The organism is Leucobacter chromiireducens (genome assembly GCF_051993095.1).
In the GTDB taxonomy this organism is placed as follows: domain Bacteria; phylum Actinomycetota; class Actinomycetes; order Actinomycetales; family Microbacteriaceae; genus Leucobacter; species Leucobacter chromiireducens.
Map to the genome: position 1 here is coordinate 1,406,154 of NZ_CP197024.1, position 14,021 is coordinate 1,420,174.

Below are 14,021 nucleotides of genomic sequence, written 5' to 3' on the forward strand. Positions count from 1 at the left end.
TTCGCTCCGACAATGTCGAAGGCGGTCGATACACTATTCATAGGCGTCACATACCGCGCCAGAGAGCATCCCGAGAGAAGAGTCTGCCCATGCGTCGAGCCCTCCTGACCGCCGCTACCGTGTCCGCTGCAGCCGTGCTTGCACTGAGTGGCTGCGCCGCTGGACCGTCGTTCACGGGCTCGTGGAAGGGCTCGGGGGAGCACGCGCCAACGTTGGAGATCACGGAGGACGGTGCGTTCAACGGCTCCGACGGCTGCAACACCATGGTGGGCGCCGGCACCGTGGACGCGGGCACTTTTGACTTTGGCCGCTACGCGACGACGCGGAAGTTCTGCGATGGTGTCGACACCTGGCTCTCGCTCGCTGGCACGGCAACTGTCGATGGGAACACCCTCACCGTGCTCGACCGCGATGGTGGCGAGCTCGGCACCCTGACCCGCGCGAAGTAGCTGCGGAGGGGGTTCGGGGCAGCCGCGCGGCTGCCCCAAACCTCGCTCAGCGGCATTGCTGCCGTGAAACCCGCTGAGCGATGTGCCTCGACGTGAGGTGCTACCTCGCGTGCCGGCTGTTTGCTGCGCGGATCACCGCGGCGAGGCTTGCCTCGAGGACGGAAGAAGAGCTCCCCGCGGCCCACGCCGGGTATCCCTCGGCGTCGCGGTACTCGAGCAGCGTGAGCGCGGCGCTGTTGCTCCCCATGCCAACACTCGTCTGGTGCAGCGACAGCACTTCGAGCGGTGCCCCGTGTGTGGCAAGCGCCTCGGCGAGCGCCGCGACGGGGCCATCCTCGCCGTGGGCGCCGCTCGCGTCGTGCGTGTAGTCGTCGCCCCCAATATGCAGGGTGAAGCGACTCCGTGACGCAGCGCCATCACCCGAGGTTTCGTGTGTGCGCAGCTCGATCCCCGATGGGGTCGCCGCGAGGTACTCTCGCTGGAACAAATCCCAGAGTTCCGACGCGCGCACCTCGGCGCCGCTCGCGTCCGTGTGCTGCTGCACGCGTCGTGCAAACTCGATCTGGAAACGGCGCGGCAGCTCGATGCCCAGTTCGGCTTCGAGCAGGTACGCGATACCGCCCTTGCCTGACTGCGAGTTCACTCGGATCACTGCGTCATAGCTGCGCCCGAGATCCGCCGGGTCAACCGGCAAATAGGGGACGTGCCACTCGAGCTCACGCTCCGCGATCCCGGTGGCGATGGCTCGCTCCCGGTGCTCCGCGAAGCCCTTCTTGATCGCGTCCTGGTGAGTGCCGCTGAACGCCGTGTGGACGAGATCACCGACGTACGGGTGGCGCGGATGCACTTCAATGCGATTTGCGTGCTCGACCGTGCGGCGAATCTCATCGATGTCGGAGAAATCGATCATCGGGTCGATGCCCTGCGCGTGCAGATTGAGGGCGAGGGTCGCGATGTCCACGTTGCCGGTGCGTTCGCCGTTGCCGAAGATGCACCCCTCCACCCTTTGCGCCCCCGCGAGCACCGCGAGTTCGGCGCACGCGATCCCCGTGCCGCGATCGTTGTGAGGGTGAACAGACAGGATCACGCTGTCGCGGCGTGCGAGGTTGCGGTGCATGTACTCGATTTGGTCCGCGTACACGTTGGGGCTCGCGATCTCCACCGTGGCTGGCAGGTTCAGGATCACGGGCCGCTCCGGGGTTGCGTCCCAGAGCGTGGTCATGGCGTCGCAGACGTCGAGCGCGAAGTCGGGCTCGGTGAGGTTGAACACCTCCGGCGAGAACTCGAACCGCACGTTCGGTAGCCCGCCCGCGGCGCGCACTACCTCACGCCCGCCGTCGAGAATGAGCTCGGTGAGGGTCTGGCGATCCTTCCCGAGAACGGTATCGCGCCAGGTGGGAGCGGTTGCCGTGTACATGTGGATGACCACCGGGTTGCGAATTCCCCGGATTGATTCGACCGTGCGTTCGATGAGGTCGCGGCGTGCCGGGGTGAACACGACGATAGTGACGTGCTCGGGCGCGATTTCGTTCTCCGCGATGAGTCGAACGAAGTCGTAGTCCGTTTGCGAAGCCGAGGGGTAGCCGACTTCAATCTCGGTGTACCCCATAGCCACCATCAGCTCGAAGAAGCGACGCTTCCGCGCGGGGTCCATGGGCTCGGCGAGCGCCTGGTTCCCGTCGCGCAGGTCCACCGGCACCCAGAGCGGCGCCTGCGTGAGCTGGGCGCTCGGCCAGCTGCGCTCGGTGAGGGGAATCTCGACGCGGTCGTAGGCCGAGCGATAGCGGTGGCTCGGCATCTGCGAACCGCGCTGTCGGTTCCATGCGGGCGCTCCGCTCGGGCGGGGGCCTGCTGGTGTGTTGATCGTGGGGAAGGGGCGTGCGTGTGACATAGGAAACTCCTCGCGTCGTGTCTGGGGAGACCGGCACGATCGACACCACGACGGGGAGCCGGTCGGTCAGGCCCCGTCGTGGCGACGAAGGAGGAGGGTGCGCGTTCGCATGGCAACACAGTAACACAACTCCTCAGACAAGTTGAGGAGTGCTACGCTACGTGCATGTCTTCCTCTGATTCCGCCGCGACGGGGCGCATCGCGGCGCCCGCCCTCAGCCGCGCACCGCTCGCCGAGCAGGCCGCGGAGCTGCTGCTGTCGCGCATCCGTGCGGGCGAGTGGGAGCTCGGGGCGAAGCTGCCCGGTGAGACCACGCTCGCACCACAGCTGGGCGTCGGACGCTCCACCGTGCGCGAGGCGATCCGCCAGCTCGCCGGCCGTGGGGTGCTCGCCTCGCGGCAGGGCGCCGGGGTGTTCGTCACCGCACTCGACGCTCGCGAAGATTGGGATGCGGTGCTCGCCCGCGCCGGGATCATCGCCGTGATTGAGGCGCGCGCAGCAATCGAGACTGAGGCCGCGTCACTCGCCGCGGAACGCCGGACTCCTGCCGATTTGCGCGCGATTCGGCGCACCCTCGATCACCGCTCGGTGCAGCGCGCCGAGATTCCCGAGCACGTGGACGCCGACACCGCGTTCCATCGCGCAATCGTGGCAGCCGCGCACAACCCAATCCTGCTCGAGCTCTTTGACGGATTTACGCCCCGGGTGCGCCAGGCCATGATCGAGATGCTGCGCATCCGCGTCGCCTTCGGGAGCGAGGCGGATCATGGAGTGCACGTCGAACTCGCGGATGCGGTGGCGGATCGTGATCCCGCTCGAGCCGCGCAGCTCAGCCGCAACCATTTGAGCTCCCTGAAGGAAGGCCTCGCATGACCGACGCAGTACTCGAACTCGACGATGTGGTGTTCCGCCGACGCGGAAACGACATTCTGCGCGGGATCACACTCACCGTTCGCGCGGGGGAGCGCTGGGCACTGCTCGGCCCGAACGGTGCGGGCAAGAGCACCATTCTTGGGTTCTGCGGTGCGCAGACCCATCCCACCTCAGGCACCGCGCACGTGCTCGGACACCGCCTCGGCAGGGTCGACCTGCAGGCACTGCGCCACGAGATTGGGCATGTGAACCCGCGGCACCCGCTGAGCACGCCGCTGACCATGCTTGAGGTGGTACTCACCGGCCTCACCGCAACCATCGAGCTGCCGATGCGCTGGGCTCCGAGCGACGGTGACATTGTGCGGGCGGACGCGGCGATCGCGCGCGTGGGGCTCGCGCACCGGCGGGATGCACGCTGGCCTACACTGTCGCAGGGTGAGCGCGGTCGCGCGCTCATTGCCCGCGCGCTCGTCGCTGAGCCGCGGCTCCTGCTGCTCGACGAGCCGACGACAGGGCTTGATGTTGCCGCGCGCGAGCAGTTCCTTGAGACGCTCGACGAGCTCGCGATCGCGGCGCCTGAACTGACCTCGATCCTCGTGACGCACCACCTCGAGGAGCTCCCCGAGAGCACCACCCACGCCGTGGTGATTGCGCACGGAGAGATTGTCGCGGCAGGCGCCGTCGACGACGTGGTCACCACCGAAGTGATCTCGCGTGCGTTCGAACACCCGATTCGGGTGACGAAGGAAGACGGGCGCTGGGCCGCGCGGGCCGGCCGGGTGGCTACGCCTCTGCAGCCGGCGTAGCGTCCAGCTCGGCGAGCGTGGCCGCAAGCACCGCGGCGATGCGGCGCTCGCGTGTCTCCGCCCGCTTTGCGCTCGCAACACCGAGCGCGAGCTCCTTGCGGCGCGTGTAGGAGAACGCGTCGAACGCTGCACGTGCGCCGGCGTGCGCGTCGAGCGCGGCGCTCAGCTCCCCGGGAACGGACACCGTGCGTTCCTCAGTATCGAGTTCGATCTCGGCGATCACTGCGTCCCCGATCTCGACGCCAAGCTCTGAGCGGGCGGCCTTCGAAAGGCCGATCATATTCTGGCCGCCCATGCGCGCGAGCCGGAGCCGGGCCGTGCGGCCCGCGATGGTGACGCGCACCGCCGCGCGAGCTCCGCCGCCCAGTTCGGCGCTCTGCTCGTCGCTCAAAATCAGCGCAGTTGCCGGGCCGTGCGGCGCAAGCGTGGTGGAGATCGTCAGCGTCATGTCGGTATCGTACTCCGCAGTGTCGCGTGGCGCGCAGCGCGACTAGAGTGAGCGCCATGTGCGCAAGTTATGGGCTCGGCGGTGGGCCGCACGATCTGGGGCTGAGCTTTGACCTGCCGCCCATGCACGAGCCCGAGAGTCGTGCCCGCATCGCCGAGTGGGCGAGGGAGCAGCGCTCCACTGCGCGGATCACCGGGCGCAACGCGCGAAATCTCAACCCGCTGATCCACGAGGGCTTTGGCGAACGACGGGTGGACCTCGGCTGGTGGTGGCTGCACGTTGGGGGAGCCCCGGCAAAGTTTTCCGCGTTCAACGCGCGCTCAGACGCGCTCGCTCGAAAATGGCACGACCCACTGCAGCGCCGGGCGATCCTCCCCGCGCACTGGTACATCGAGAAGAGTCACACGTTCGCGCTGCCAGACGATGAACTGTTTGGCATCGCAGCGATCGTCACACCCGTGCCGCAGCCGGATGGTGCGCCGCTGCTGAGCTACGCGCTCGTCACCCGCGACGCGGTCGGCGCCGCCACCGAGGTGCACCCACGCATGCCCCTCATCCTGGCGCGGGAAACGCACGACGCGTGGCTTGATCCCACGCGAGTCGGTGATGCGAACTTCGTTGACGAAGTTGTTGCAGCAGGCACGCCGCTTGCTGAGCGCGCCGCGGTGATCGCCCGTCCCGCTGCATGACGGGTGCAACTCCCGGCGATAGTCTGAATTCGTATGGTGAACAGGGAGCGCTGCCGGCCCACGCGTGTGCGATGCGGCCGACGCGCCTGGGAGAAAGAAGTCTCATGACTCAGGAACAGAGCGCGCTCGAGGCGGGCATCCGCTCGGTCGTCGACGCGCAGTTTGGCCAGACGATGGAGGATCTGTCGGCGCTGGTGCGTATTCCCTCCGTGTCGTGGCCCGCGTTCGACACGGCGCACGTTGCGCAGAGCGCTGAGGCGATTGCCGCGCTGCTGCGGGAGACCGGCGTGTTCGATGTTGTGGATATTCGCCGCGCGCCGGTGGAGGGTGGCACCGAGCTGGGGCAGCCCGCGGTGGTGGCTCGGCGGGAGCCAAAGAACGGCAAGCCGACAGTGCTGCTCTACGCGCACCACGACGTGCAGCCGCCCGGCAAGGACGAGGACTGGGAGACGCCGCCGTTCGAGCCGACCGAGCGGAACGGTCGCCTGTACGGGCGCGGAGCCGCGGACGACAAGGCCGGCGTGATGGCGCACTTGGGGGCGATCCGCGCGTTCGCCGCGGCGGCCGAGGCTGAGGGGCGCGAGCTCGAACTCGGCATCGCGCTCTTCATTGAGGGCGAGGAAGAGTGGGCGTCGCAGTCCTTCGGGAACTTCCTGCGCGAGAACAAGGAACTGCTCGCGGCAGACGCGATCATCGTCGCAGACTCCAGCAACTGGGATATCGAGACCCCTGCGCTCACGGTGGCGCTGCGCGGCGCAGTGGCGTTCAACCTGCGCATCGACACGCTGGATCACGCCTCGCACTCCGGCATGTTCGGCGGAGCCGTGCCGGACGGCATGCTTGCGGCCGTCCGCGTGCTCGACTCGCTGTGGGACGCAGACGGCGCAGTGGCCGTGCCCGGCCTCGTCACGGCCGACCTCGACCTCCCGGCATACGGCGAGGATCGCCTCCGCGAGGAGGCCGGCCTGCTCGACGGCGTAACGCCGATCGGTCGCGGCGAGATCCTCTCGCGGCTCTGGGCGCAGCCGGCCGTCACGATCACGGGGATCGATGCACCCGACGTTGCGAACGCGTCGAACACGCTGATTCCCGGGGTGCGCGTGCGCGTGAGCGCGCGGATCGCCCCCGGCCAGGATCCTGCCGCCGCCTACGCAGCGATCCAGCAGCATCTCGAGACGAACGCGCCGTTCGGGGCGCAGCTGAGCTTCGAGGACCCCGACTTTGGTCAGGCCTTCCTTGTCGACACGAGCGGGTGGGCCGTGACCGAGGTCCGTGGCGCAATGGCCGACGCGTGGGAGCGCGAGCCCGTCGATATCGGGGTGGGCGGCTCGATTCCGTTCATCGCTGAGCTCGTCGAGGAGTTCCCGGGTGCACAGATCCTGGTGACGGGCGTGGAGGATCCCGATGGTCGGGCGCACAGCCCGAACGAGTCGTTGCACATCGAGTCGTTCCGCAAGTCGCTCCTCACCGAGGCGCTGTTCCTCGCACGGCTGAACGCCCGCACCGCGTAAACGCGCACGCCGGGCTACCTCACGCAGCAGACACATCCAAAACAGAGCACGACCCGGAGAACGCAGATATCTCGGATCCCGCGAGGGAATTCTCACCGAGACTCTGGATTTCTCCGAGTCGTGCTCTGTTGTCGGTGTGCTGCCTGCGCAGCCCGCAGCGAGCCTACTCGCGGTGCGCGCCCGGTGCCTCCGGTGCTGCGGGTGCTGCCGGCACCTGGCCCGACGCGGTCGCCTGCGCACGCAGCAGGTCGCGGATCTCGACGAGCAGCTCCTGCTCGGTCTCGGCGGCAACCTCCTCGTCCGCATCCTTCTTGCTCATATCGCGAAGCTTGTTCATCGGCATGACGAACACGAAGTACACGACTGCCGCGACAATCAGGAAGTTGAGGATCGCGCCGATGAGCGCGCCAAACGCGATCGAACCACCGCCGGGCAGCTCAACGAGGAGCGCACCGTCAAGTGAATCGGCCTTGAACACCATCCCGATGATCGGGTTGATCAGCGAATCGACGACCTTCTGCACGACGGCGTTGAAGGCCGCGCCAATGACAACGGCAACAGCCAGATCGACGACGTTGCCGCGCAGCAGAAACTCTTTGAACCCCTTGAACATTCGTTCTCCCTCCTGGAAAGTACCTGTCACTAACGTTAGTGGTGCAGCGGGTCAGACGACCAGAGCCCCACGCGGGAAGTCCGCGCAGGGCTCTGATTCGTCGGTCATGCGAGAAACCTACATGCAGGCGACGTAGTCCTCGGTGATCGCGGTCATGGCGTCCTCGGAGATCTGCACAGCGTCATCGGTCGTGGCAATCTTCGCGGGGTCGGCGATCAGTTCGGCGAACTTCGCGTACAGCTCCTTGTTGGGGCTCTCGACCTCGCCGAGCTTCGTGTAGCGGGCGACCTCGTCGGCCGAGTACTCGGTGGTGTTCGGGTCCGTCTTGTCGATCGCATCTTCAAGCGCGGCGCAGAACTCCGCGGAGCGGTCTGCGTCACCGGCGGTGGCATCGAGATCGCTCGAGTTGCCCTCGAGTGCGTCCTCGAGCTCGGCGGTTGCGTCTTCGTACTGGCTGAGCGAAGACTCGGCGGCGGTGTTCGCTGCCTGGACTGCGAAGCCAGCGAAGATGAAGAAGAAGATCATGCCAATGATCGAGAGGCCGAGGCTCACATAGCCGATGATCGTTCCCGCAAGGGCCATGCCGCGGCCGCGCTCACCCGTGCGCTTGATCTGCGAGAGCGCAATGTGGCCGCAGATGATGCCTACGACGTTCATCAAGATGCCGGTGACGAGCGCCACGATCGCGAGCGCGTTCATGGGCGGCTGCTGCTGCGGCTGGCCCGGGTACGGCGCACCGGCGGGCATCGCGCCCGGTCCGGCGGGCGGGGCGGGCGGAGCCGCTGCGTAGGCCGGGGGCTGCGTGTACTCGGGCTGCGTGTACGTGGGCGGCGCGATGGCGGGCTCAGTGGGAGCAGCAGGCTCAGCGGGAGCAGCAGGCTCAGCGGGCACAGCCTCTGCGGGAGCCTCGGGGACCTGAGGTGCTGCGGGGGCCTGCGGTGCCGCGGGAACAGCGTTGGGATCGACGGGCTGCGGGTTCTCCGAGCCGGGGGTGGTGGGGTGAGACATGGCGGATGAAGCTCCTGGTGGGGGCGGAGGACGGGCGGAACTCAGCGCAGCGGGGGAGTGCCAGCGGCTCCGCGCACGCATCGAATGCGACGCGCACTCTTCCATTGTAATAACGGGCTTCCCGACACCTCCAACCAAGTGGTCGAGGCGAGCGAAACCACGGCCGGTATGCATAGCTGAATAGAATGGGGGAGGTCACCAACGACGAGGAGCAAAGTTGAAGTACATCTCGACCCGCGGCGGCATGGCCCCGGCACCGTACAGCGCGATCCTGCTGGAAGGTCTCGCCACCGATGGCGGCCTCGTGGTTCCGGAGACCGTTCCGCAGCTCACCGCCGAGCGCATCGAAGCGCTGCGCGGACTCTCGTACGCTGAGCTCGCAACAGAGATCCTGAGCCTGTATGCGACGGATATTCCGCGTGCGGACCTTGCGCAGATGTGCGCCGCAGCGTACAGCTCGGAGAACTTCGTTGCTGAGGAGATTGTGCCGCTCACGGCGATCGACGAGCAGATCTCGTTGGTTGGCCTGTCCGAGGGGCCGACCCTCGCTTTCAAGGACATGGCGATGCAGTTTCTCGGCCAGTCGCTCGAGTACGTCCTCGCCCGCAGCGACCGCGCGTTGAACATCATCGGCGCAACCTCGGGCGACACCGGCTCGGCAGCGGAGTACGCGCTCCGTGGCAAGGAGGGCATCGCGGTGTTCATGCTCTCGCCGCAGGGCCGGATGAGTGACTTCCAGCGCGCACAGATGTACTCGCTCACCGATGCGAACATCCACAACATCGCCGTTGCTGGCGTGTTCGACGACTGCCAGAACCTCGTGAAGGAGCTCTCGGGAGACCTCGAGTTTAAGCGCGCGCACGAGCTCGGCACCGTCAACTCGATCAACCTCGGCCGCATTAGTGCGCAGATGGTCTACTACTTCTGGGCCTGGCTCCGTGCGACGGATGCGGTTGCCGCGGACGAACGAGCAGCCTTCGAGGTCTCGTTCACTGTTCCGTCCGGCAACTTTGGCAACATCCTCTCGGGGCACATGGCCCGCGCAATGGGGCTGCCCATCCGCCGCCTCGTGCTCGCCGCGAACGAGAACAACGTGCTCGATCAGTTCTTCCGCACGGGCATCTACGAGCCGCGCGGCGCCGCGGAGACCTACGCGACTTCGAGTCCCTCGATGGACATCTCAAAGGCATCGAACATCGAGCGCTTCATCTTCGACTTGTTGGGCCGGGACACCGCGCGCCTCGCCGCCGCCTGGGAGGAACTCGCCGAGACTGGCCGCATCGATCTCACGCAGGAACTGCCGCGCCTGGACACCGAGTTCGGGTTCCAGAGTGGCACGAGCACGCACGCGGATCGTGTCGCGACCATTCGTGACGTGCATGCCTCGAGCGGAATCATCATCGACCCGCACACCGCCGATGGCGTGAAGGTCGCGCGCGAGCACGTCGAGCCCGGTATTCCGATGCTGGTGCTCGAGACCGCGAAGCCCGAGAAGTTCCCCGACATCGTTCGGGAGGCGACCGGGATCGAGCTAGGCATGCCCGAGCACCTCGCGGACCTGCTCGAGCTGCCGCAGCACGTGACCGAGATGGGCAACGACGCGGCGGCGCTTCGCGCATTCATCGCGGAGCGCGCCGTCCAGGCGTAGACTCCGAAAACCACATCGGGATCGGGGAGGTCATCGTGTTCGGAGGACAGCGACAGAGGCAGCTTGCGCGTCGGGTTGCCGAGCTTGAACGCCGCACTGGTGGCGCCCCGGATCCCGCACAGGGACTCGTCCCCGAGGCACCTGCGGGACGTGCGGGCCGCGCATGGGGCGATGGCTTTGGTCTTGTCGCGACTCGCTCGCTGCAGGTCATTATCGTGCTGGCCCTCACCACCGTGGTGGTGCTGGGCCTACGCTCGCTCAGCACCGTGGTGATCCCGATCCTCTTGGCGCTCATCTTGGCGAGCACGTTCTCGCCGGTGATGCGGTGGCTGCGCGCGCGAAACGTGCCGCCGGCGCTCGCGACGGTACTCGTGCTGCTCGCGATCGCGCTCATCCTCACCGGGGTGGGGTGGCTCATCGTGTGGGCCGTGCAAGACGAGTGGGACGAGCTTGCGGAGCAGGCCCACGATGGCTTCACGCAGGTGCTCGACTGGGTGCAGACGCTCCCCATCGCACCGAGCAGCGAGCAACTCGCCGAGTGGCAGAAGACCGTTGTTGATTTCGTGACCAGCGCCCAGTTTGGCTCGGGCGCGATCGCAGGCGTGGGCGCGGTCACCGGATTTGTGACCAGCCTGGTGCTCATGATCGTCGTGTTGTTCTTCTTCCTGAAGGATGGTCCGCAGATCTGGCAGTTCCTGCTGCGCCCGTTCACCGGCGCCGGCCTCGCGCGGGCAGAGCGCGCCGGCCAGAAGACTGTGGCGACGCTCGGCTCGTATGTGCGCGGTACGGCGGCGGTTGCCGCGGTCGACGCTATCGGCATCTGGATCGGCCTCGTGATCCTGCAGGTGCCGCTTGCGCTGCCGCTCGCCGTGCTCGTGTTTGTGCTTGCCTTCATCCCGATTGTCGGTGCGACGCTCGCCGGCATCTTGGCTGCGCTTGTGGCTCTGGTGGCGAATGGGCCAGTCAACGCGATCTTGGTGGTGGGCGTTGTCGTGCTCGTCAACCAGCTCGAGGGGAACTTCCTCCAGCCGGTACTCATGGGTCGTGCGTTGAAACTTCACTCTCTGGTGATTCTGCTTGCCTTGACCATCGGTACCGTTCTCAGCGGGGTCCTGGGTGCGGTGCTCGCGGTGCCGATCGCGGCGGTGGCCTGGGGGATCATCCAAGTGTGGGATGGGCCGAATACGCCCGCGAAGTGGTTCCGGCCGCGCGAGCGACGCGATGCCTAGCACTGCGCTACGCTGATCGGCAGAGCGGCGCCCGTCGCACGAGCGAAGGAGTGTCATGCGGTTCCTCTACCAAATCGTCGCGCAGATCGTGCTGGGCGCGATCGCCCTCATCGTCATCCACTTTGCGCTCCCCGGCGTGACGCTGCACCTTGCTGGCTTCTTCATCGCGCTCGGCGTCTTCACCCTCGCGCACGCGCTCTTCGGGCCGTTCGTGCTGAACATTGCGCAGCGCTACGCAGCGCCTCTTGCGGGTGGCGTCGGGCTCGTAGCGACCGTGCTCGCGCTGTGGGTCGCGACCCTCTTCACCGGCGGCATCGAAATCCACGGCGTGAGTTCCTGGGTGCTCGCGCCGATCATCGTGTGGCTCATCACCGCTCTTGGCGGGTGGCTGTTCATGGCGTTCTACGTGGACAAAAAGCTGAAGCGTCGGGCCGCCGCGAAGACGCTGCGAGCGGCGCGCTGATTCCTGCAGATCGGGATCCGGAAGTGCGGTCCGCGAGCGACGCCGCGCCGGTGCTCCGGGCCGACCGGACGAGCGTCGACATCGACGGTGCGCAGCTGCTGCCCGCCACGTCGATCGCGCTGCAGGAGGGACGTGCAGTCGCCGTCCGCGGGCCGAATGGCGCGGGCAAGACCACGTTGCTCCGCGTGCTGACGGGCAGGCTTCGCCCCAGCGCGGGGGAGTGCACGCTGTTTGGTGAGCGAATCGACGATCGCGATCGCGCCGTGCGACGGCACATCACCGCGCTCATCGAGCCGCCCACGCTCTATCCCGACCTCACGCTTCGCGACCACATCGCGCTCATTTCGGCCGCATGGTCAGGCGAGACGACTGGGGGAGAGCGCGCCCGTGACCCGCGCGGTGCCGGCCCCGCGGCGCCCCCGCGCTGGAGCGGGCTCGGCGACGCCGCGCTCGAGGCGTTCGGCATCGGGGCACTCGCGGATCGCTTCCCGAACGAGCTCTCGAGTGGGCAGCGGCAGCTCGTCTCGCTCGCCGTGACCCTCGCGCGGCCCTGCTCGGTGTTGTTGCTCGATGAGCCGGAGCAGCGGCTTGATCCGGATCGCCGCGGCATCGTTGCCGAGGTGCTGTGCGCCGCACGGGCCGCTGGGGTGGCGCTCGCGTTCGCATCGCACGATCCCGAGCTGGTTGCGCGGGTTGCTGACGCTGAGGTGCTCGTCGGAGCTGCGAGCGGGCAATGAAGCTCTCCCAGGGCAGCTTCCGCGCAGACGCCGCCGCGCTCCGGGCGGTTCGTGCCGTCCGCCGCGCGCGTGGCGACACGCTGAGCGCGGGCGATGTCTCGTATCGGATCTACCTCGCGATCATGCTGACCATCATCGTGGTGGCGCCCGCGGTTCGCACGTCGGTGCTGGGGGCCGCGCCCGTGCTGCCTGATCTCGTTCAGCAGCCGGGCGCACTCGCGGCACTGCTCACTGCCACAACGGCCGGGGTCGTGTTCCTTGGCGGTCGCGGCGGACCCGCACGCGCGGGACTCCCGCAGCTTGATCTGCTGTTCCCAACGCCTATTGCGCGGTGGCGTCTGCTCGCTCCGCCCGTGGTGCGATGGCTGCTTGCCGGAGCTGCGCTGGGTGCAGTGCTCGGCGGAGTATGGGCTATCGCGGCGCTGCTTCGCGGGCCGCTTCCTTGGGCGGTGCTGGTCTCGGTCGTCGTGGCAGGAATGTGTGTCGGGGTGGTACTCGTCGGCGCGTTGCTTGTTGGGCAGGTGGGCCTTCGGACGCGTGCGGTGCTCGCCGCCGTGTTGGCAGTGCTCGCCGCAGCCCAGCTCATTTGGGGGCCACTGGGTGACCCGTGGTCCGGGGCTAGCCGAGTGCTCGAACTGAGCGTGCCCGCTGGGACTGCCTCCGGCGCTGCGGGCGGAGCCGTTGAGGTGTCCGCCGTACACATGCCCAGTCTGCTCCGCGCACTCGTCATGCCTGTCGCCGCGGCGCTGGTTGTGGTGTGCGGGGCGGTTCCGCTCGCCGCTCGCCTGCCCCGCGAACTCCTGCGCGAACAGGCGGTCAACTGGGACGCTGCGAGTGCGCTCGCCTTGACCGGTGATCCGACGGCTGCGCTCGCTCGTTTCGGGGCGCCGGTGACCATGGGCCGGCGGCTTCGGCTGCGACCGAGCGCTCGGCTCTGGGGCATGCTGCTCCGGCGTGATCTGTTGGGCCTCGTCCGCGCGCCGGGGCGAAGCCTCGCAGCCGCCATCGGGGTGGCCAGTGCGGGAGTGCTGTGGGCGGTCGCGGTGCAGTCAGGGGCGGGACTCGGCGGTGCGGCACTCATGGGTGCCGTGGCGGTTGCGGTGGGTTCGTTCTCGGTGCAACCGTGGTGTCGCGGAATGGTGACCGCGGCGGGCGGGGCTGGATCGCCCGCCCTGCTTCCGCTGAGCCCTGGCGCGCTGATCGCGGCGCACGCGCTGACCCCGCTGCTTGCGAGCACTCTGGCTGTGGCGGGTGGCGCTGCGGCCGCGATCTCTTTCGCGACGCTCGGCTTGGGTGGGTGGCAGACAACGCCGGACGGATTCCTCGCGGTGTGGAGCGCGCCGGGGTTTGCGGCGGTGCTGGTGCTGTTACGCGCTGCGGCTGCGCTGAAGGGCACGATCCCGCTCCGGTTGCTCGCGCCGGTGCCGACCCCGATGGGTGACGTCTCGGCCATGAACGTTTTCATCTGGACGATCGACGGTCCGGTCGTTGCGTTGCTGGTCGGGGGAGCGCTGGGGGCGGCGTGGTCTGCGGGCTCGCCGGTCGCCGCGGCGGTGACGACCGGTGTGGCGCTCGTCTGCCTCGGGGCGTGGGCGTACTCGCGTCTTCGGCCCAGCCTCACGCAGTAGCTCGAGCGGTGAAAAATGCCGGAATTCC

General features: G+C 67.8%; 14 protein-coding genes. 10 read left to right on the plus strand and 4 right to left on the minus strand.

Annotation, left to right across the window (positions count from 1 at the left end; genetic code table 11):
* Window positions 1-89: 89 nt before the first annotated feature.
* The gene (locus ACR81A_RS06275; RefSeq protein WP_440313034.1) at window positions 90-449 is read left to right on the plus strand and encodes an META domain-containing protein; all 360 of its coding nucleotides are present in this window, start codon (window positions 90-92) and stop codon (window positions 447-449) included.
* A gap of 100 nt (window positions 450-549) precedes the next feature.
* Here the strand turns inward: ACR81A_RS06275 and ACR81A_RS06280 are convergent, their stop codons facing one another.
* Window positions 550-2,340 carry a 2-isopropylmalate synthase gene (locus ACR81A_RS06280; RefSeq protein ID WP_440313035.1) on the minus strand — a complete coding sequence of 597 codons (1,791 nt, stop codon included), beginning with the start codon at window positions 2,338-2,340 and terminating at the stop codon, window positions 550-552.
* Between the two features lie 165 nt (window positions 2,341-2,505).
* Between ACR81A_RS06280 and ACR81A_RS06285 the strand changes: the two genes are divergently transcribed.
* A complete protein-coding gene (locus ACR81A_RS06285) occupies window positions 2,506-3,213 on the plus strand; it encodes a FadR/GntR family transcriptional regulator (RefSeq protein WP_440313036.1) in 708 nt (235 codons plus the stop codon).
* Window positions 3,210-4,019: an ABC transporter ATP-binding protein gene (locus ACR81A_RS06290; RefSeq protein ID WP_202382119.1), complete on the plus strand. Its 810-nt coding sequence runs from the start codon at window positions 3,210-3,212 to the stop codon at window positions 4,017-4,019. The genes ACR81A_RS06285 and ACR81A_RS06290 overlap by 4 nt, the downstream gene beginning before the upstream one ends.
* Here the strand turns inward: ACR81A_RS06290 and ACR81A_RS06295 are convergent.
* Window positions 3,997-4,467, minus strand: a complete 471-nt coding sequence (locus ACR81A_RS06295) for a YdeI/OmpD-associated family protein (protein ID WP_440313037.1) — start codon at window positions 4,465-4,467, stop codon at window positions 3,997-3,999. The two genes, ACR81A_RS06290 and ACR81A_RS06295, sit on opposite strands and share 23 nt — an antisense overlap.
* A 56-nt stretch (window positions 4,468-4,523) precedes the next feature.
* Here ACR81A_RS06295 and ACR81A_RS06300 point away from each other — a divergent pair, with 56 nt between their 5' ends.
* Complete coding sequence (locus ACR81A_RS06300) at window positions 4,524-5,156, plus strand: SOS response-associated peptidase family protein (protein ID WP_202382121.1); 633 nt, start codon at window positions 4,524-4,526, stop codon at window positions 5,154-5,156.
* A gap of 104 nt (window positions 5,157-5,260) precedes the next feature.
* Entirely contained in the window at window positions 5,261-6,667 is a 1,407-nt protein-coding gene (locus tag ACR81A_RS06305; protein ID WP_202382122.1) for a dipeptidase, read from the plus strand.
* Between the two features lie 163 nt (window positions 6,668-6,830).
* Here ACR81A_RS06305 and mscL read toward each other — a convergent pair whose 3' ends face one another.
* Window positions 6,831-7,280: a large conductance mechanosensitive channel protein MscL gene (gene mscL, locus ACR81A_RS06310; protein ID WP_202382123.1), complete on the minus strand. Its 450-nt coding sequence runs from the start codon at window positions 7,278-7,280 to the stop codon at window positions 6,831-6,833.
* 117 nt (window positions 7,281-7,397) lie between these two features.
* Window positions 7,398-8,288, minus strand: coding sequence for a DUF4190 domain-containing protein (locus ACR81A_RS06315; protein WP_440313038.1), 891 nt, complete (start codon window positions 8,286-8,288; stop codon window positions 7,398-7,400).
* A 217-nt stretch (window positions 8,289-8,505) separates the two neighbouring features.
* On the opposite strand from ACR81A_RS06315, the gene thrC reads away from it, so the two are divergent.
* Genes thrC through ACR81A_RS06340 form a run of 5 tightly spaced genes read left to right on the plus strand, consistent with a single transcriptional unit; the run spans window position 8,506 to window position 13,993 of the window.
* Window positions 8,506-9,936, plus strand: a complete 1,431-nt coding sequence (gene thrC / locus ACR81A_RS06320; RefSeq protein WP_202382125.1) for a threonine synthase — start codon at window positions 8,506-8,508, stop codon at window positions 9,934-9,936.
* 35 nt (window positions 9,937-9,971) lie between these two features.
* On the plus strand, window positions 9,972-11,165 hold the full coding sequence (locus ACR81A_RS06325) for an AI-2E family transporter (protein WP_202382126.1): 1,194 nt from the start codon (window positions 9,972-9,974) through the stop codon (window positions 11,163-11,165).
* Window positions 11,166-11,220: 55 nt separating this feature from the next.
* Window positions 11,221-11,628: a phage holin family protein gene (locus ACR81A_RS06330; RefSeq protein ID WP_202382127.1), complete on the plus strand. Its 408-nt coding sequence runs from the start codon at window positions 11,221-11,223 to the stop codon at window positions 11,626-11,628.
* A gap of 23 nt (window positions 11,629-11,651) precedes the next feature.
* The gene (locus ACR81A_RS06335) at window positions 11,652-12,365 is read left to right on the plus strand and encodes an ABC transporter ATP-binding protein (RefSeq protein ID WP_440313039.1); all 714 of its coding nucleotides are present in this window, start codon (window positions 11,652-11,654) and stop codon (window positions 12,363-12,365) included.
* On the plus strand, window positions 12,362-13,993 hold the full coding sequence (locus ACR81A_RS06340; protein ID WP_440313040.1) for a hypothetical protein: 1,632 nt from the start codon (window positions 12,362-12,364) through the stop codon (window positions 13,991-13,993). Before ACR81A_RS06335 ends, ACR81A_RS06340 begins: the two co-directional genes overlap by 4 nt.
* Window positions 13,994-14,021: the final 28 nt, after the last annotated feature.